The organism is Asticcacaulis sp. AC402 (genome assembly GCF_000495835.1).
In the GTDB taxonomy this organism is placed as follows: domain Bacteria; phylum Pseudomonadota; class Alphaproteobacteria; order Caulobacterales; family Caulobacteraceae; genus Asticcacaulis.
In genome coordinates, this window is sequence record NZ_AWGC01000013.1 from 35672 (window position 1) to 55021 (window position 19350).

The window sequence follows — 19350 nt, forward strand, 5'->3', positions numbered from 1 at the left end:
GGTGGGAGACCTGTGATGTTCGCCAAGATTCTGATCGCCAATCGGGGCGAAATCGCTCGCCGCATCATCCGTACCTGCAAGCGGATGGGCGTGCGCACGGTGGCGGTCTATTCCGAGGCCGACAAGGACGCCGCCTTTGTCCGTGAAGCCGACGAGGCGGCGCTGATCGGTCCGGCGGCCGCCAGCGACTCCTACCTGCGCGGTGACCGCATCGTCGCCGTGGCGGTTGAGCATGGCGCCCAGGCGATCCATCCGGGCTATGGCTTCCTGTCGGAAAATGTCGAGTTTGCCCGTGCGTGCGACGCCGCGGGTGTGATGTTTATCGGCCCAACGCCCGAGGCCATCTCGGCCATGGCGCTGAAAGGTGCTGCCAAGGCCCTGATGACGCAGGCGGGCGTTCCGGTTACGCCAGGCTATCACGGCGAGGATCAGTCCACGGAACAGCTGTTGGCTGAGGCCGAAGCCATCGGCTGGCCAGTGTTGATCAAGGCGGTCGCCGGCGGTGGCGGCAAGGGGATGCGCCGGGTCGACCGGGCAAAGGATTTCGCCGATGCCCTGACCTCGGCCCAGCGCGAAGGCCAAAACGCCTTCGGAGACCCCAGGGTCCTTATCGAGAAGTATATCGAGGTGCCGCGCCACATCGAAATCCAGGTGTTTGGTGACAAGAACGGCCAAGTCGTACATTTGTTCGAACGCGACTGTTCGCTGCAACGCCGTCATCAGAAGGTTATCGAGGAAGCGCCTGCACCCAACCTGCCGGAAAGCCTGCGCATCGCTATGGGCCATGCCGCAGTCCGGGCCGCCCAGGCGATCGGATACCATGGTGCCGGTACGGTCGAGTTCATCGTCGATGTTTCCAAGGGTATCGATAGTGCGCCCTTCTATTTCATGGAGATGAATACGCGTTTACAGGTTGAACATCCTGTAACTGAAGAGATCACTGGTCTGGATCTGGTCGAGTGGCAATTACGCGTGGCGGCGGGCGAACCCCTGCCAAAGGACCAGTCCGCGCTGAGCATCACTGGCCACGCCTTCGAAGCGCGGCTCTACGCCGAAGATCCGCAGAACGACTTCCTGCCGGCAACCGGCCGGCTGACAACCCTAAGCTTTCCGGCCTGGGCGCGGATCGAAAGCGCCGTCGAACAGGGTGACGAAGTCAGCGTCCATTACGACCCAATGATCGCCAAGCTCATCGTCCATGGTCGCAACCGCGCGCAAGCCCTGGCACGGATGCGCCAGGCCCTGGTCGAAACCCGCCTGAGCGGCCTGGCGACCAATCTGGCTTTCCTGCGCCGCGTCGTCAGCGATCCGGACTTCGCCGCCGCCGATATCGACACCGGCTTTATCGCCCGCCATATCGACAGCCTGACGCAGCCCTGGCCGGATGCCGCGGCTCCGGCGTATGCAGTTACCGCCGATCCCGGTTCGCCGTGGAACGACATAACCGGCTGGTGGCTGAACCTGGCGCCGCGGCCGCACCTGCATCTCGACATCGGCGACGACCATGAAGCGGCAGCAGCGACGGGCGAGGTTCACGCCCCCATGCCGGGTAAGGTCATCGACGTCTTCGTCAAGGCGGGTGACACCGTCGACAAGGGCCACAAGCTGCTGATCCTGGGCGCCATGAAGATTGAACACACCATGAAGGCCGCCCGTGCCGGCGTGGTAAAAGCCGTCCACGTCCGAAGGGACGATCAGGTCGGCGACAAGGCCCTGCTGGTTGAGATTGAATAGGACAAGCCATGAGTCACTTCCCCCACCTGCAATTCGGCCACGGCGATGACATCGACGCCCTGCGTGAAGGCGTGCGCCGCTTTGCCGAGGTCGAGATCGCGCCCCTGGCCGACGCCACTGACCGCGATGATCAATTCCCCATGCACCTGTGGAAGGCCATGGGCGAAATGGGTGTTATGGGCCTGACCGTTTCGGAGGAATACGGCGGTGCTGGCATGGGCTACCTGGCCCACGTCATCGCTCTTGAGGAGATTTCCCGCGCCTCCGCCAGTATCGGTTTGTCGTATGGCGCCCACTCCAATCTCTGCGTCAACCAGATCAACCGCAACGGCTCGCCGCAGCAGAAGGCCAGGTACTTGCCGAAACTGATCTCCGGTGATCATGTCGGCGCTCTGGCTATGTCGGAAACCGGCGCCGGCTCGGACGTGGTGTCAATGCGCCTGCGGGCCGAGCGCAAGAACGACCGCTACATCCTGAACGGTTCCAAGATGTGGATCACCAACGGCCCCGATGCCGATGTCCTGGTCGTTTATGCCAAGACCGACATGGATGCCGGCTCGAAAGGCATAACCGCCTTCTTGATCGAGAAGGGATTCACCGGCTTCTCGGTGGCGCAGAAACTCGACAAGCTGGGCATGCGCGGCTCGCATACCGGCGAGTTGGTCTTCGCGGATTGCGAAGTGCCGTATGAGAATATTCTGGGTACGGAAGGTCGCGGCGCATCGGTCCTGATGTCAGGCCTCGACTACGAGCGTGTTGTATTGTCAGGCGGGCCTCTGGGGATTATGCGCGCATGTCTCGATACCGTGATTCCTTATATCCACGACCGCGAGCAGTTCGGCCAGCCGATCGGAAACTTCCAGCTGATGCAAGGCAAGATCGCCGACATGTATTCGACCTGGGCCGCCTGCCGCGCCTATGTCTATGCGGTGGCCCAGGCCTGCGACCGCGGCGAGACCACACGCAAGGACGCTGCCGGCTGCATTCTCTACGCCGCCGAAAAAGCTACCTGGATGGCCGGTGAGGCCATCCAGTGCCTGGGTGGCAACGGCTATACCAACGATTACCCGGTCGGCCGGCTGTGGCGCGACGCCAAACTGTACGAGATCGGTGCCGGCACCTCGGAAATCCGCCGTATGCTGATCGGCCGTGAGCTTTTCCAGGAAACCCGGTGATGCGTTCTATTGGGAGACCCGAACGCGTCACCCTCTACGAAGTCGGCCCGCGCGACGGGCTTCAGGCGGAGACAGCGATGGTGTCGACAGCAGACAAGATCGCCCTGATCGACCGCCTGTCCCAAACCGGGCTGGAATTTATCGAGGCGGCCAGTTTCGTGTCGCCGAAATGGGTACCCCAGATGGGCGACGCCGCCGAGGTCATGGCCGGCATCACCCGATCCGTGCAATATCCCGTTCTGACACCCAATCTTAAGGGCTACGAGGCTGCCCGCTCTGCCGGGGCCGAGGTCGTTGCCATTTTCGGCGCGGCGTCGGAAACCTTCAGCCAGAAAAATATCAACTGCTCCGTAGCCGAGAGCCTGGACCGGTTCGTGCCGGTATGCCAACAAGCCCGCCAGGATGGCGTCAAGGTTCGCGGCTATGTCTCCTGCGTCGTTGGCTGCCCCTATGAAGGTGCGATTGAACCGGTTGCCGTCGGCGATGTCGCCGAAAAGCTACTGGCAATGGGTTGCTATGAGGTCAGCCTGGGCGACACGATTGGGGTCGGCACGCCGGCCGATGTCGAACGGCTTCTGGACGCTGTCGTTCGTCGTGTTTCGCGCAACCATCTGGCGGTCCATTTTCACGACACCTACGGTCAGGCCCTGGCCAATATTCTGACCTCTCTGGACTATGGGATTGCGACGATTGATTCCTCGGTTGGCGGGCTGGGTGGGTGTCCCTATGCGCCGGGCGCCAGCGGTAATGTCGCTACGGAGGATGTCGTGTATATGCTGAACGGCCTGGGCATTGACACGGGCGTCGACCTCAACCGGGTTATCGACGCTGCCTGGTTTATTTCGGATGTTCTGGTCCGTCCGCCCCGGTCGAAAGTGGCGCAGGCACTCAGGCCGATTTCGCCTGACCCATTACCTTGAGCAGGAACACCGTACACAAACCGGTGGTCATGGTCAGAAACGTCCCCCAGATCATGTCGATAACCGTCAGCTTCCACGACCAGCCAACAATGACCGCCTGAGCTGTCAGATCGTAGGTGCCGTAGGCCACCAGACCAAACAGGCCGGAGGCCATGGCCACCGAACCCCAGCGTACACCGTGAACCAGCGCCGGGCGGATCACCAGCCATACCAGGCCAAATATGTAGAGCACATAAAAAGCGACCGCGGCGACCATGTCGGGCTTGGGGCGCATGAGGTCACCCATGATCGGAGCGTACAGCATTCCCACCATGGTCGTCAGCCAGACGACGTCCAGCGCCAGCATGACCAGCGCGGCGATCCCATAGGCCAAAAGAATGCGAAGCATCGGCTATATCCCTGCAAAAGGCTGAAGCAGCCAGGCAATAACGCTCTTTGGTACAATCGGCGCCTCTTGTACCACCAGACACAGGCAGTCGTCATCGCCTTCCATCGCCGGCGAATGGCAGATGTCGTCATCGTCGCACAAGGCAAAATCTCCGGCGCAGTAGGCCCCCTTGTGGTCGCGATACCGACCATGCAGCATGACGGTGATTTCGCGACCGCGGTGGTTGTGTTCCGGCATTTGCAGGCCCGACCGGACCGACATCAGATAGGTCTTAGAACCCTTGGGCGCGCCGTCCAGTATGATGGGTGCCATCCAAACCCCAGGTGCTGCCCAGTAACGGTCTTTGATCACCACCGCCTTTAACGATTCCGGCAGGTCGAAACCCTCCAGGAAGGCGGGCCGGCGGCCGGCCGGCGGCACCTCCTCCGACTCCGGACGTTCGATCCGCGCCAGGGCAAGGTCGAGGGCATTGTCTGACACCGCCACCCCCTCCAGTACGCTCATCATCGCGCCGCCGATCTGGTCGAACAGCGCCAGGTCACCGCGGCAATGCACACAGGCCTCGGCGTGGGTGCGAACAGCCAGGGCCATTCCGGGCGCCAACGCGCCACGATGATAGTCCCACAGCAGGTCTTCGTCGGGATGGTGATTAGGGGTACTCATACTGGGTCTCCGGGTAAGGTCGCGGACATAGCGGTCTTCAGCCGCGTCATGGCCAGGCGCAGGCGCGACTTGACAGTGCCGAGCGGCAGGGCCAGCGCCTTGGCGATATCGCCGTGCGACAAATCTTCATAGAATGACATGCGTAGGATAGTCTTTTGCTCTGGCGGCAGTATCTCCAGCATGCCGGAGAGGCTGCGCGCTGACTGGCTGTCGCTTAGCACCACATCGGCAGGACGTGGCGGTTCGGATTGCCACAGGTCCTCTGGCAACTCGCGCACACGCTTGGCCTTGCGGGCGGCATCGATGCGCAGATTGCGGGCAATTGAATAGATCCAGGTCACGGCTGTTGCCTTGGTCGGGTCGAACATCTCGGCTTTGCGCCAAACTTTCAACATCACATCCTGAGCAAGGTCCTCGGCTTCCTGCGGTGTCATGCCCTGGCCCATGACAAAAGCTTTCAGCTTGGGCGCAAACCGTGCGAAAAGCTGGGCATAGGCTTGCCGGTCACGCGACTGCGCTATCCGCATAACCAGCGTTTCGGGAGTCTGCACCACCGGGCCTGGACCGTCGTCATTCATGGCCACCAGCGTAACAAGGTTGTAGGTACTATCAAGGCGCATTTTCGTTTAAAAACCTGTCCGGCCATTGAGGACATTCAGCCGGAATTATGCCTAGTGTACGGCGGCTGCAATCGCGTGGATCATTGCGTCTGCGAATTATTTGCCCGCCTGCCAGTGATCCGCCTGACCCGCCCCCGCGTAAGCTTTTTTTGCAATCGTTAACCCGGACTAACCAACCATGCATGATTTGATCGACAGCACCTCCGCCCGCCGCCACCCGGCCAGCCGCCGAGTCGCTGTGGTCGGATCGGGTATTGCCGGCCTTTCCGCTGCTTGGCACCTTCATCCGCACTGCGATGTGACGGTTTTCGAAAGTGGCGATGAACCCGGTGGCCACAGCCATTCGGTCAATGTCGGCAGCGCATCCGAGCCCCTGTGGATCGACATGGGTTTCATCGTGTTCAACGAAAACTGCTACCCCAACCTGGTCGCCCTGTTCAAACATATCGACGTCGAGCATCAACTGACCGACATGTCGTTTGGTGTCAGTGTCGACGCCGGAGCGCTGGAGTACGGCTCCATCGGTCTAAAGGGGCTCTTCGCGCAACGCCGCAACCTGTTCCGCCCGCGCTTTTTGAGCCTGCTGCTCGACATCGTCCGCTTTTACCGCGAAGCGCCGAGAGACCTGGCGGCGTTGAAGCTGGAAGGCTATCGGCTGGGCGACTATCTGCGCGACCGCAACTACGGCCGCGCCTTTATCGATGACCACCTTCTTCCCCAGGCGGCCGCTATCTGGTCGACTTCGGCGCGCCAGATTATGGACTATCCCTTCCGAGCCTTCATCGCCTTTTTCGAAAACCATGGTTTGCTCAAGATCGCTGATCGCATACTTTGGCGCAGCGTTGTTGGCGGTGCCCAGGCCTATCTAAAAAAGCTGATCGCGCCCTTTCGCGACTGTATACGCACGAACAGCGCGATCGTCGCCGCCCGGCGCGGCGGGCAAGGCGTCGTTCTGACCGATGTCCACGGCACCGCCCATGCCTTTGATGATGTGATCTTCGCAACCCATGCTGATGTCACACTGAAGATTTTGAGCGACGCCAACAGCGAGGAAGCGCGGGTTCTTGGCGCCTTTCCCTATACAAAGAACGAAGTCGTGCTCCACACCGATCCCGGTTTCATGCCTAACCGCAAGGGTGCATGGTCGGCCTGGAACTATCGCGGCGAGCGCGATGCCGGCAACGAACAGCAGTTGTGCGTCACCTACTGGATGAACCTGCTGCAGGTTCTGAAAAGTGAACGCAACTACTTCGTGACGCTGAACCCGACCCATAGCGTCGATCCTGCCCAGGTCATCAAACGCGTCGAATTCGAACATCCGCTGTTCAATGCCCAGGCCATGGCGGCGCAGGCTGAGTTGCCCGCGCTGCAAGGGGTCAACCGCACCTGGTTCTGCGGTGCCTATTTCGGATCGGGCTTTCACGAAGACGGCCTGCAATCGGGCCTGGCCGTGGCAGAGGCCATGACCGGCATCAGGCGCCCTTGGGACTTTGACTGGAGCAAGAGCCGCATCGGCTATAATCCCTGGGCGGCGCCGGAGGTCCGGGAGGCCGCCGAATGAAGTCCAGCCTTTATGCCGGCGAGGTCGTGCACCAACGCTTTGCGCCGAAACGCCACCGCCTCAGCTATCACATTTTTCAAGTGCTGCTCGACCTCGACCGGCTGCACGATTTACCGCGGCTAATGTCGCGCAATCGCTTCAATCTGTTCGGCTTTTACGATCGCGACCATGGCCCGGACCAGGCGGAAAGTCGCAGTGCTCCGCTGAATGTCCGCATGCGGACCATGTTGTCAGAACGCGGCCTGTATCAGACCGATGACAGGCTCTTCTTGATGGCGATGCCGCGGGTTCTGGGGTTTGTTTTCAATCCGATCAGCCTTTACTTCGTCGTGCGCGAAGAGCGCGTTACGGCCGTTATCTATGAGGTCAACAATACCTTCGGCGACCGCCATTCCTATGTGCTGCCGGTCCATGACGATGCGCGGCATATTCGCCAGCACAGTGACAAGCGCCTGCACGTATCGCCCTTTATGGACAGCAAGGACATGACCTATGACTTCGACCTGAACGCGCCGGAGGAAAGGTTTGCCTTGAGCATTCACCTGCGCCAGGGCGACCGCGACATGCTTTTTGCCGGCTTCACGGCGAAACGTCAAAGCTTGAGCGACCGCAATCTGCTGCAGCTGTTCCTGGCCATGCCGCTGATGACGCTGAAGGTGGTTGTGGGAATCCATTGGGAGGCGTTGCTGATTGCACTGAAGGGCATCACATTGAAGCCCAAACCGCCGACGGCGCGCTCCAGCATAAGTGTCCAGAGATGACCTTGACCAAACGCAGTTTCTTCGCACTGAGCCTTGGCAGCCTGGGTAGTCTGTTGGCTGGCTGCAATACGCTCAGTCTGTTCAACCGTTTTACGCCCAAGGACAGTGGCGTCCGCAAGGTAGCGCACGACATTGCCTTTGGCGACGATCCGCGCCAGCGCTACGATATCTACGCTCCGTTTGGCAAGACCGGTTTGCCAATGCTGGTCTTCTTCTATGGCGGCGGCTGGAACAGCGGTTCAAAGAACGACTATGCCTGGATGGGCCACGCCCTGGCGTCTATGGGCTTTGTCGTCGCCATTGCGGACTATCGTCTGGTGCCACAGGTTTTGTATCCTGCCTTCCTGGAAGACAATGCCGCGGCGGTTAAGCACGTTCTGGCGCATGCGGCGGACTATGGCGGTGACCCGACACGGCTGGGGACAATCGGCCAGTCGGCCGGCGGCTATGCCGCGGTGATGATGGCGCTGGATCCGCGTTACTTGCCGCAGGGGACGCTCAAGGCCTGCGTCGGCATTGCCGGACCGTATGACTTTTATCCTTTCGACGTGCCGGCTTCCATTGATACCTTTAGCTATTGGCCGACGCCGGAAGAAACCCAGCCGATAACCTACGCCCGCAAGCTGGCGACGAAGTTTCTGCTGTTGCAAAGCCGCGCCGATACCGTGGTGGGCCTACACAATGCCGTCAATCTGGAGAAGAAGCTGCGCGAAGCCGGAACCGATGTGACCTTGAAGCTGTATGACGGCCTCAGTCATCAGGACACAGCCGCAGTCTATGCCGTGCCGTTCCGCAACAAGGACACGCTGTTTACCGATACGAAGGCGTTTCTGGCGCGTGCACTTTAAGTGATCTGCGCCTGCGGTTTCGACAGCAAAGTGTGATCCACAGATAATACCAATCCTCGATGACATTGACTCATCGCGGTTTGGCAAGCGCGACGGCGCGCCCGAGCTTTTGCGAGGAGCCATGCGGCGTTTGAGCTGAAGAAAATGCGAACACCAAGCGTCATTCAACACCCTCTGGGCTGAAATCGGCGGGCGGGCGGGCTGACGAGCGAAGCTCGTCGAAAGACACAAGGCCACGGGACGGTTATGCACGTTTTGCGCTATCCATCTTGTTTAACTGGCCTATCTGTGGACACCCCTTATTGCTATGCCTGCCCCCACGGGCACGTCAACGCCTAAACCACCGCCGGGCAATTCTGCTTCACAAACGCCGCATGGTCTGGAATGCCAGACACGGTCCGATCCAAGATGATCCTCAGATTCTTCATGAAATCCGTCAGGTCGTCCTCGCTGATCGTAGCGGTTAACGGCGCCGAAGCACCCGGCATAACCCCCTGGCCGATCAGCACCTGAGCCCAGTTGGTTTCCTTGAACAGGTCCTCGTCCTCGATCAGCAAGCGACCATGCAAGCGGAAATAGTCGATCTTGTGTGCCAGGGTGTCGGGAATATCCATCGTCCGGCAATAGTCCCAGAACGGCGTGTCGTTGCGTTTTGTCGACTTGTAATGCAGGACCAGAAAATCGCGGATCAGTTCGTATTCATGCGCGGTCTGACGGTTGTATTCGGCGATTTCCAACGGATTGAACCGCTTGTCGGGGAACAGCCGCAAGAAACGTGTCATGCCCGACTGCACGAGATGAATGCTGGTCGATTCCAGAGGTTCCATAAAGCCCGACGCCAGACCCAGGGCGACGCAGTTCTTGACCCAGGAGTTCTTGCGGCGGCCAGTGACGAACTTCAGTATCCGCGGCTCGGCCAGAGGTTCTCCGTCGACATGGTCGCGCAGGGTTTTGACCGCATCGTCTTCACTCAGGAAGGTGCTGCAGAAGACATGGCCGTTTCCGGTACGGTGCTGAAGCGGGATGCGCCATTGCCAGCCGCAGCCATGGGCGCGCGCCCGGGTGTAGGGTTTAAGCGGTCCGTAGGACGTCGTCGGCATGGCGGCGGCTCTGTCACACGGTAACCAGTGCTGCCAGTTAACGTACCCCGCCTTCATCGCGTCCTCAATCAGCACGCCACGAAAACCCGAACAGTCGATGAACATTTCGCCTTCGACAACCTGGCCGTTTTCCAGAGTGAGTGATTCGATAAAGCCGTCGGAACTGCGCAAATTGGCGCCCGCGACCTTGCCCTCGATGCGCCTGACGCCAGAATTCTCGCAGCCGATACGCATGAACTGGGCCATCAGTCCGGCATCGAATTGGAAGGCGTAGTCGATGCCCTCCATCGACGTGTTGGGCACCTGTTTGATGCGGGCGAAGCGGTTTTGCCGGGCCGCCAGGGTGTTGAGACTGAAGTCCCACAAATTGATATCGTGACCACGCAAGCGTTGGGCCAGCCAGTACTGGTAAAATGGCAATATGCCCAGCGCCTGACCCGGCGCGCCAAAGGCATGCATATAGCTCTGACCCTTTTCGTACCAGTCGACGAACTCGATCCCCAGCTTGAAGGTACCCTGGACCCGCGACAGGAACTGGTTCTCGTCGATTCCCAGATAAATCAGCAGCTTGGTCAGGGGCGGAATGGTGGCTTCGCCCACCCCGACCGTGCCGATGTCGTCGGATTCGACGACGGTAATTTTGATCGACCGGCCCCAGGTCTTGGCCAGCATGGCGGCACTCAGCCAACCGGCGGTGCCGCCACCCAGGACAACAACGTTCTTGATCAGATGTTCGCTCATTGCTCGCTCTTAGCCGATTTCGCCCATAAAAAACACCTGCCGGTCGCAAAACCGGCAGGTGTCGTTTTCCGTACCGGACTGGCTTAGAACTTGTAGTTCACGCCGAACAGGTAGGTCGAGCCATAGATTTCATGGCGCATGATGTTAGCCGGGTTGCCCTGGGTGTACAGGACGAACGGCTCGTTGGTCAGGTTGGTGCCCGAGAACGACAGGGTCAGACCCTGTAAGGTGCCGTCCTGGAACTCGTAGCTGACCTGGGCGTCGATGAGCGACTCTTCTGCCACATAACGGCTTTGCAGGCTGTTGGTGTAGTCCGGCACTTCGCCGAGGAACTCGCCGCGGTAGCGGTTGGAGATCCGGGCCGAGAAACCGTGGTTTTCGTAGTAGACGGTGGTGTTGATAACCTTTTCCGACAGACCCGGCAGTTGGATAGGGTTGGTACCCGACGGGTTGATTTCGCTGTCGTTGGAAGCGGCCGACATGACGAGCCCGAAACCGTCGAGCGCATCCCAGATCATTTCACCCGGGATCGAAGCACTCAGTTCGATACCCTTGATCCAACCGCCTGAACCGTTTTGCATCACCGAGACAGTGCCAGTCCGCTTGGTATTGGCCTGGGTACAGACAAACACGGTGTTGTTGAAGCAGTTGGAGTTTGTCAGCGGCACGCCCGAGTAGTCGCGCAGGATGGTCTGGTTGAAGATGTAAGAGGTCAGGTCCTTGTGGAAGATCGCGGCCGAGACGTATCCCTTACGGCCGAAATATTTTTCCAGCGACATGTCGAACGCGTTGGCCTTCCAAGGCTTCAGACCGGGGTTACCGCCGCCGCCCGACCAGTAGTATTGCTGACCGTTGAAGATAACCGGTTGGGCACTGTCAGAGACCGGGCCGTAGCCGATGCCCGCGGCCATATCATCCATCCGCGGACGGACGAGTGTGGTGCCGGCGCCGATACGCAGTGTCATGTCTTCGGCAACCGCGAAGTTGAGCGAGACGGACGGCAGAAGGTCATCATATTCTGCGCTTTCTGAACGTATTTTCGTTCCCGTGGCGGTGCCATCGGTGAAAGCCGAGGTCGAAGTCTGTTCCGCCTTTTGATGCATCAGACCGATATTGCCGGTCAGGGGCACGCCGAACAGTTCGCTGTCAATGTCGGCCTTGACGAAGAGGGTGGTAACGGTTTCGTCGACGTTCCACGTCTTCTTGACCGCGTCCTGGCTGACATCCTGGGTGAAGTTGAAGAAGCCGTCCTTCCACATGGCCAGACCGTCATAGGAGATCATGCCCGAGACTCCGCCAAGGAAGGCAGCGTCGGTTACGCCCATGCGATACTTAGTCGGCACGACGACAGCCGGGCCGGTCTTCAGGGAGATAAAGCCTTCGACGCCCTTCTTGTCCTTGGTGCGGTTCGTCTGGTTAGCGCCGAACGACACCGAGGAGAAGAAACCGTCATCGAAGCGGCGTGTGGCCGCGGCCTTGATGGTCGTCAGTTCGTCTTCGATATGCGGCGCCTTGACGTAACCAGCACGGTTGGCCGGGCCACCCCACCCACCCGGGTCGGTCAGGAAGATGGTGTCGAAGTTGGAATAGTCGATCACGCCCTTGAGTGTCGACAGGCCATAGTTATCCGGCGTGCTAAAGGTGATGGTGTCGGTGGCACCCGAACCCGAGGGGCCGGTACCAGCGGTCGATTCCAGAATCAGGTCATCACGCACGACCTTGGACATGGCCACATCGGCCACCAGGGTCCACTTGTCGTTAAGTTCGTAGTCGACATTGAAACCCACCGAGTCGAGCTTGGCTTCACGCTCATTGGTATAGTTTTCGACCACGGCCTTGACGCCGGTGAAGACACCCTTCGTGATGAAATTGTTGCCGGCCGTATAGCCGGGCTGCAGAGTCGCACCGCTCCAGCGCAGCGGGTATTCCAGACGGGCGATCTTTTGCAATTCACGGAAGTCGGAGTGGTAGGCGTCGATGGTGATGTGCAGTTGGTCGTTCGGCTTGAATTCCAGAACACCCATAAAGCCGTCACGCGTCAGGTTGGACGAGATAATACCGTCCTTTTCGCCACCGAGGATCAGCTTGTTCGCATCAGCCGGCAGACAGGGCGGCGCACCGCAGGTCGGATAGCCGCCGTCACCCCAGGGTTCCTTCTTCTGGACCTGATAGGGCGAATCGGTGTGGGCGAAGCCCAGGGCCAGGCCGACCTTGCCGTCCATAAACTGGTCGATATACATGGCCGAGAAGCGGTTGCCGCTATTCGACATGCCGCCGATGGCGGCCTCTTCGCTGTTCAGTTCACCGCGCAGATTGATAGCGGCGGCCTGGCGGCCATAGGCCAGCGGACGAACGGTCAAAAGGTCGGCGGTTCCGGCCAGACCCTGGCTGACCATGCCAGCGTTCGGAGTCTTATAGACCAGAACCTGGGAGATCAGTTCCGACGGATACTGGTCGAACTCGACCGAACGGTTGTCCGAGGTCGAAACTTGTTCACGGCCGTTCAGGGTCGTGACCGTGTAGTCGGGACCAAGGCCACGGATCGAAAGCGACTGGGCGCGGCCGTTGGTGCGCTGAGCGGCAATGCCAGGCAGACGGGCGATCGATTCGGCGATCGAGGCGTCGGGCAGCTTGCCGATGTCTTCGGCCGAAACGGCTTCGACGATCTGGGACGACCGCTTCTTGACCGAGATGGCGTCCTGGATACCGCGACGGATGCCGGTGACGACAACGGTCGTCGTGTCATCGGCAGCGGGCGCGTCCTGGGCCATGGCCGGCGCGGTGAAGGCGCAGGCGGTCAGAATAGCCGCCGCGGCGCCGCAGGTCAGAAGGCGTGCACGCAGCGCCCCGGAATGACCCTTAGAAACTTTCATTTGAACTTCCTCCTGGTGTCGTTTCGACGATATCGGCGGCCGGCAGCTGTCATGCCGCGGCGTTACGCCATGTATCTCAACCCTTAAAAGCACTCTTCCGGCGCCGTGGGGTGACTATCACTACACCGCGATCCTTTTTGCAAGGCTTTGCAAAATTTTGCAGTCGTTTGTGTAAACAAATCGTAGTGTTGTGACTTTCAGGTGACGCTTTTGGGGCAGGAGCAGGCTTTTTTCGGCAGTTATCCGGGATAACCGCAAGTTTCGCTCGCCCTTTGCGGGAAAAGGAAAGGTTCGGAGTTTTTGACAGAAAATGTAAAAAATTGCAAATTCATGCAAACTTGGCCAAAATAGCCCGTGTTTCGACACTGACAGCGCTTACCAGAGCGGTTTTTGCCTCATGTTAGCGCTACCGATCGGAGGGTTCGCCGGCAGCATGGAAACATCTGCGCAGTAACCTACAGAGCGGGGTTTTGATGGACTCAAAACCAAAACCCCTTATGCGTTTTTGTTTTGCCGCGCCGTTGTTCCTGAAACGCGGCAGCCCGTGCGGTGCTGCACATTCTTCCGGATTGCGCTATAGTTGCCTCGCCGCAACAGGGCGGTCAGCCGCCGCAGGATTCGCGCACCACCAGTTCGGTGGCGACAATTTCGGAATGGGTTTCGTCGTTGGAGATCGATCCGATCAACTTGGACACCATCAGCTTGCCGGCGCGCGCCAGGTCCTGGGAAATGGTGGTCAGGGACGGATGGGTCAGGCTGGCCAACTGGATATTGTCATAACCGACCACTGAAACATCGCGCGGCACCTTCATCCCCGCCCGCATGAGGCCGCGAATGGCGCCGAACGCGATAATGTCGGAACAGGCGAACAGCCCGTCGAATGCGATGCCCTTGTTCAGCAGGTTGAGGACGGCAGCTTCGGCCGACGCCATTTCGAAATGGGTCGGCACCACCAGGCGCGGATCGTAGTCGAGACCCGACTCCGCCAGAACATTGAGATAGCCCTGGAATCGCAGCTTCATTTCGATGCCTTCTGTCTCACCCAGATAGGCAATGCGCGTACGCCCCAGTCGCGCCAAGTGCGCCGTCGCCCGGGTGCCGCCCTGCAGGTTGTTGGAGCCGACCGTGCAGTACTTCTGGCCCGGCAGCTCCTGGCCCCAGACGATGAACTTGTTGGTCGAGTTTGCCAGGTGATTGAAGCGGTCGTGGAGATAACTCTGGCCAAGGAAAATCACGCCGTCGGCCTTTATACTCTGCATCAGGGTGACGAGATCGTTCTGCGACCGCGGTGTCAGGTGCGACAGCAAGAGATCGCAGCCCATATCGCGCGCGGCCTCACCGACACCAGAGATCATTTCGAGATAGAAGGGATCAGAAAACCGACCTTCGCGGCCGTGCGGCGGCGGAATGACGATGGCGATCGTGGCCTGGGAGCCAGACATCGACATCGGCATGTCCTGGTTAAGAACGTAATTGTGGTCGCGGGCTATCTTCCAGACGCGGCGCTTGGTGACGCGGTTGACCGCCGGCGAGTCGTTGAGGGCGCGCGACACCGTGGCCACTGACACGCCGGCAATACGCGCCAGGTCTTCCAGCCTGATCTTGCCCTTGATTGGATCCATCCACCACACCCTAACCCAGATAACCGGAGGGAGCCTGATTTACCCTTCAAAAGCAAGTGCTTTCCTGTTTATGAAAAACTTTCATCGCGCCAGTACAAAGACCAGCGGGATGTCGATGCGCTTGCGCCAGTCCTTCTCGCTGTGCTCGGTACCGGAAAAAACCCGGCTCTGGAACACGGCCGCATCCCAGCCATTGTTCAGGAACATGGTCGTCACGCTTTCCATATAGGGCGTGAATTCTTCGTCCAGCCCCACGGTACCCTGGTCACTGTAGATTCGGTTGGCGCCGGGCCGAAGTTGCGTGGTCCTGAGCCAAGCCCGCCAGCCTTCGGTGACGACCAGCCTGTCGGCGGCGGTCCCGGCCGGATCCCTGGCCCAGCTGGCCATCAGCCATGGCATCGACAGGGAGGCCGAGGCGCCGAAAACCTGCGGATACTCACCCTGGGCGTAAAGGGCGATATGGCCGCCCATCGACGACCCCATGATCGCCGTGCCTTGCGGGCCAGCCAAGGTTGGATAGGTCCGGTCGATAAACGGTTTCAGCTCGGCGACCAGGAATTTGAGGAAGTTGTCGGACTCAGGCGGCTGATTGTCTGCGAAGGCACGAATGCGCGCCTGATAGGCCGGCGGCATCAGCGCATAGATGCGTTGCGGCATGTATTCACGCGTCCGCGCTTCGATAGCGTTGACAGCGACGATAATAGTCGGCGGAACCCGGCCCTGCGCCATCAGTTTCGGCAAGGCCTGAGCAACGCCCCAGTCAGCGCCGCTGTAGGGCGAAGGCGTAAAGACGTTCTGGCCGTCCATCATATACAACACCGAACACCGCAAAGCGCCGGTCTGACAGGCATCCGGCACCCAGACGGTGACGTCACGTGATTTGACGTACTGCGAAGGTATCTGTGGATGGCGGTCGAGACGCGGCTCGGCCTGGACGGTGCCCGCAGCAAGCAGCAAAAACGTGCTGATCGTCAGGGTCATTCGCATGGTGGTTATCCTCAGCCGCATCAGGTGATTAACCAAAGCGGCTAAGGCTTTGGCTGTCCAGCTGCATACGTATTCACGTCTGGAATTTTAAGAATCAGGACTCTTTGACGTTGCATTGCAAACTATTCCATGCGAATGTGGAGACGGATTTGTATGCTTTATATCCAAGTTGCCCTTTGGAAGCGCCGGTGAAAGCCAACAGAAGGCGCTTCTTTCCTTTCGGGGCTCGGATGTAAACGTTTACAGTAAGTTTTAGGTAGGGTTTTCGGATGCATAAGCGCTGATTACTGTACCTGTCCGAAATTCCGGCTGTTGTGACGCAGCCGGGATACGCCAATTACAGGGTGCAGACTTTGTAAGTGGTATCTTCTCAACACAAACTTCCCCTTGTCCGGTTTCGGGCGAGGGGATTTTTTTGAGCGTTTTTCACAGTTGTTTCCAGCGCGAGATAGACTTTTTCGTCACGCTACGGCGGCTCTGGCCTGCGCGAGGCGCCGAGTTGTCCGCCTGGTCTGCTGTTTGAGCGAAAAAATTTATCCGTGAATACGTATGCAGCGCGACTCCGCGACAAAATTTGCATAATGTCGCAAAAAATGAAGACGCCGGGGGAACACCGGTAGCTTAAAGTTCAATCCAATCAGACCGAAATAAGCTGACAGCCGGCAAGGCTGCGAAAAAAAGGGTGCAGGAGAAGATTATGTCTAAAGGGATTTCCAGCCGGTCGGCCTGGCGAGCGGTTGTCGTCAGCACGGTGGCGATGATTGCTGCAGGCGTTGCTTTGCCAGGGGTTGCGGCGGATGACGAGGTCATTCCCAATCACAATCCGACCCTGAATGCCGGCGGCAAGGCGACAGACGGCCCGGGAATGCCCTCGCCGTGGTCCTATTCGGCCAAGACCGGTATCGGCACGGCCTACGAGGCCTATGCCGATTTTCAGTTCAGTGACAAGGCGGTCACTGGCAAGGTATCCAAGGTGTGGTTTTCCCTCGCCAACGGGATCGTCACCGAGACCATGTACGGCCTGATCCACCACGCCCAGATCCGCGAAATGCAAATCGCGGTCACAGGCAACGGATGGACAGCCTTTGAAAAGACCGACACCACCTCACAGATATCTTATATCCATACCGACAAGGACGGCCGGCCGCTGTCGCCAGCCTATCGCCTGACCAATACCGACAAGCAAGGCCGCTTCGTCATCATCAAGGATATCTTCACCGACCCGGACCACCAGACCCTGGTAACCCGCGTGACGGTCAAGGCTCTCAAGGGTCCCGTTACGCCCTTTGTCATCCTGGACCCGTCGGCCGCCAACACTTCGGGTGACGATGAGGGCCGGGCTTCGACCTCGACGCTTACGGCCTGGCAGGGTGGTGTCGCCCTGGCGCTGAAGGCCAGCGTGCCATTCAAGGCGTTCAATGTCGGCTATGCTGGCGTCACCGATGGCCTGAAAGACCTGAGCGAGCATCAGCAGATCTTCGCCCAGCACGCGGCGACCAGCACGCGCGGCAATATCGTCCTGGTCGGTCAGCTTCCCACTGTTGCGAACAGCGCGACCTTCGATCTGGCCGTCGGTTTTGGCGCCAATCCCGATGCTGCATCGGCCGAGGCGAAGGCAACGCTTAAAACCGGCTACGCCAGGGTACTGGCGAACTATAATGGCGCCGGTGCGGCGGTCGGCTGGGAAGACTATCTCACCTCCCTGTCCGATCTGAGCAGCCTGGTGCCGGAGACCCAGGACAAGGGCAAGCTTCTGTATGCCTCGGCCCTGATGCTGAAAGTCCAGGAAGACAAGACCAAGGCCGGCGGCTTGATCGCCTCGCTCAGCAATCCGTGGGGCGACAGCGTCTATACCGATGTTTCGGCCACCGGCTACAAGGGCGTATGGCCGCGCGACTTCTACCAGGTCGCCATGGCCCTGGCCGCCATGGGCGACCGGGAAACGCCCGTCGCTGCCTATCGCTACCTTCCGACTGTCCAGGTGACCAAGGACACGCCGGGCAATACCGGCGCGACCGGCTGGTTCCTGCAAAAAGCCCATGTCGACGGCACGCCGGAATGGGTCGGCATCCAGCTCGACCAGACCGCCATGCCCATCCTACTGGGCGCCCGCCTGGCCGAGCTGAACCTGATCTCGAAAAATGAGCTGTTGTCGTCCTACAGTTCGATGCTGAAGCCGGCGGCGGAGTTCCTGTCGCGCGGCGGCACGATCGGGCTGGACTGGAACCACGCCACCATTACCCCGCCCTACGCCCAGCAGGAACGCTGGGAAGAGCAGGAAGGTCATTCGCCCTCAACCACCGCCGCGGTGATCGCTGGCCTGGCCGCTGCCGCCGATATCGCCACCGAAGCCGGCGACACGGCCGGCGCGGCGGAGTTCTCGGCCAAGGCAGCCGACTACTCGCAAAAACTGGAGCAGCGGTTGTTTACGACCTCGGGGAAGGTCCGCGGCGCCGACAAACCGGCCAGCTATTATTTGCGTATTTCGCGTTCGGACGATGCCAACAACCCGGGCGTCCAGGACGAGCGCAACGGCCGCGTCGGCCTGCCCTCGGACCTGATGGTCGATCAGGGCTTCATCGAACTGGTGCGCTATGGCGTGCGCAAGGCAGACGATCCGCACATCGTCCAGTCCCTGACCGTCATTGACGACCAGAGCCTGCCGGAAAACCTGCGCGTTCGTTACGATTTCAGGTTCGAAGGCTCTGATGTCACGGTGCCCGGCTTCCGGCGCTACGGCAACGACGGCTATGGCGACCGCACCGAAGGCGGGAATTACTCCGTAAACGGACAAATGCACCCCAGCCAGCGCGGCCGGGTGTGGCCAATCTTCACCGGTGAGCGCGGTCATTACGACCTGGCGGTCGCTGCGCAAAAGCCCGGCGGTGCCACGCAGGCTGATGTCGATGCCATCCGCCACGTTTACGTCAAGGGCATGGAGTTGTTCGCCAATGACGGCCTGATGATCCCCGAGCAGGTCTTTGACGGCATCGGCAGCAATCAGCCACATAACTACGTGCTGGGGGAAGGCACCGATGGCGCCACGCCGCTGGCCTGGTCGCACGCCGAGTATGTCAAGCTGCTGCGGTCGTTGCGTGACCGGCAGGTGTGGGACCGCAGTCCCTCGGCCTATGCCAGATTCGCCGGGCAGAACTGAGTCTTTTACAAGATCGGTCAAAGTTCCAAGTCTCAACCCTTTGACCCAAACTGGGCCTCCGGCGAGTGCAAGCGCCGGAGGCTTTCTTTTTTCTTATACCAAGCCTCATAAAGAATGACGCTTGGTATTCGCTTTTTTTTCAGCTCAAACGCCGGACTAGGCGTCCCCCATGGCTCCTCGCAAAAGCTCGGGCGCCCGAA

At 59.8% G+C, this 19350-nt stretch carries 14 protein-coding genes; 7 read left to right on the forward strand and 7 right to left on the reverse strand.

Features of this window, described 5'->3' with window-relative positions; genetic code table 11:
* Nucleotides 1–15 precede the first annotated feature (15 nt).
* From ABAC402_RS27770 to ABAC402_RS27780, 3 genes are read left to right on the forward strand one after another with little or no spacing between them, the layout of a single operon-like run.
* Complete coding sequence (locus ABAC402_RS27770) at nucleotides 16–1734, forward strand: acetyl/propionyl/methylcrotonyl-CoA carboxylase subunit alpha (protein WP_023448985.1); 1719 nt, start codon at nucleotides 16–18, stop codon at nucleotides 1732–1734.
* Nucleotides 1735–1742: 8 nt separating this feature from the next.
* Complete coding sequence (locus tag ABAC402_RS27775; RefSeq protein WP_023448986.1) at nucleotides 1743–2909, forward strand: isovaleryl-CoA dehydrogenase; 1167 nt, start codon at nucleotides 1743–1745, stop codon at nucleotides 2907–2909.
* Complete coding sequence (locus tag ABAC402_RS27780) at nucleotides 2909–3829, forward strand: hydroxymethylglutaryl-CoA lyase (protein WP_023448987.1); 921 nt, start codon at nucleotides 2909–2911, stop codon at nucleotides 3827–3829. Before ABAC402_RS27775 ends, ABAC402_RS27780 begins: the two co-directional genes overlap by 1 nt.
* Here ABAC402_RS27780 and ABAC402_RS27785 read toward each other — a convergent pair.
* Genes ABAC402_RS27785 through ABAC402_RS27795 form a run of 3 tightly spaced genes read right to left on the reverse strand, consistent with a single transcriptional unit; the run spans nucleotide 3798 to nucleotide 5500 of the window.
* Nucleotides 3798–4217, reverse strand: coding sequence for a DUF2177 family protein (locus ABAC402_RS27785; protein WP_023448988.1), 420 nt, complete (start codon nucleotides 4215–4217; stop codon nucleotides 3798–3800). The genes ABAC402_RS27780 and ABAC402_RS27785 overlap by 32 nt on opposite strands.
* 3 nt (nucleotides 4218–4220) lie before the next feature.
* Entirely contained in the window at nucleotides 4221–4880 is a 660-nt protein-coding gene (locus ABAC402_RS27790) for a ChrR family anti-sigma-E factor (RefSeq protein WP_023448989.1), read from the reverse strand.
* Complete coding sequence (locus ABAC402_RS27795; protein WP_023448990.1) at nucleotides 4877–5500, reverse strand: sigma-70 family RNA polymerase sigma factor; 624 nt, start codon at nucleotides 5498–5500, stop codon at nucleotides 4877–4879. The genes ABAC402_RS27790 and ABAC402_RS27795 overlap by 4 nt, the downstream gene beginning before the upstream one ends.
* A gap of 178 nt (nucleotides 5501–5678) precedes the next feature.
* Between ABAC402_RS27795 and ABAC402_RS27800 the strand changes: the two genes are divergently transcribed.
* The 3 genes from ABAC402_RS27800 to ABAC402_RS27810 are packed head-to-tail and all read left to right on the forward strand — an operon-like array spanning nucleotide 5679 to nucleotide 8670.
* The gene (locus ABAC402_RS27800; protein WP_023448991.1) at nucleotides 5679–7061 is read left to right on the forward strand and encodes an NAD(P)/FAD-dependent oxidoreductase; all 1383 of its coding nucleotides are present in this window, start codon (nucleotides 5679–5681) and stop codon (nucleotides 7059–7061) included.
* Nucleotides 7058–7822, forward strand: a complete 765-nt coding sequence (locus tag ABAC402_RS27805; protein WP_023448992.1) for a DUF1365 domain-containing protein — start codon at nucleotides 7058–7060, stop codon at nucleotides 7820–7822. The genes ABAC402_RS27800 and ABAC402_RS27805 overlap by 4 nt, the downstream gene beginning before the upstream one ends.
* Nucleotides 7819–8670, forward strand: coding sequence for an alpha/beta hydrolase (locus ABAC402_RS27810; protein ID WP_023448993.1), 852 nt, complete (start codon nucleotides 7819–7821; stop codon nucleotides 8668–8670). Before ABAC402_RS27805 ends, ABAC402_RS27810 begins: the two co-directional genes overlap by 4 nt.
* 335 nt (nucleotides 8671–9005) lie before the next feature.
* On the opposite strand, the gene ABAC402_RS27815 is transcribed toward ABAC402_RS27810, so the two are convergent.
* The 4 genes from ABAC402_RS27815 to ABAC402_RS27830 all read right to left on the reverse strand — a co-directional run bounded on the left by ABAC402_RS27815 (nucleotide 9006) and on the right by ABAC402_RS27830 (nucleotide 15993).
* Nucleotides 9006–10511, reverse strand: coding sequence for a tryptophan halogenase family protein (locus ABAC402_RS27815; RefSeq protein ID WP_023448994.1), 1506 nt, complete (start codon nucleotides 10509–10511; stop codon nucleotides 9006–9008).
* Nucleotides 10512–10594: 83 nt separating this feature from the next.
* A complete protein-coding gene (locus ABAC402_RS27820; protein ID WP_023448995.1) occupies nucleotides 10595–13384 on the reverse strand; it encodes a TonB-dependent receptor in 2790 nt (929 codons plus the stop codon).
* A gap of 602 nt (nucleotides 13385–13986) precedes the next feature.
* Nucleotides 13987–15006: a LacI family DNA-binding transcriptional regulator gene (locus ABAC402_RS27825; protein ID WP_023448996.1), complete on the reverse strand. Its 1020-nt coding sequence runs from the start codon at nucleotides 15004–15006 to the stop codon at nucleotides 13987–13989.
* 81 nt (nucleotides 15007–15087) lie between these two features.
* The gene (locus ABAC402_RS27830; protein WP_162148512.1) at nucleotides 15088–15993 is read right to left on the reverse strand and encodes an alpha/beta hydrolase; all 906 of its coding nucleotides are present in this window, start codon (nucleotides 15991–15993) and stop codon (nucleotides 15088–15090) included.
* Nucleotides 15994–16690: 697 nt separating this feature from the next.
* Between ABAC402_RS27830 and ABAC402_RS27835 the strand changes: the two genes are divergently transcribed.
* Nucleotides 16691–19150 carry a glucan 1,4-alpha-glucosidase gene (locus ABAC402_RS27835; protein WP_031235402.1) on the forward strand — a complete coding sequence of 820 codons (2460 nt, stop codon included), beginning with the start codon at nucleotides 16691–16693 and terminating at the stop codon, nucleotides 19148–19150.
* Nucleotides 19151–19350 lie beyond the last annotated feature (200 nt).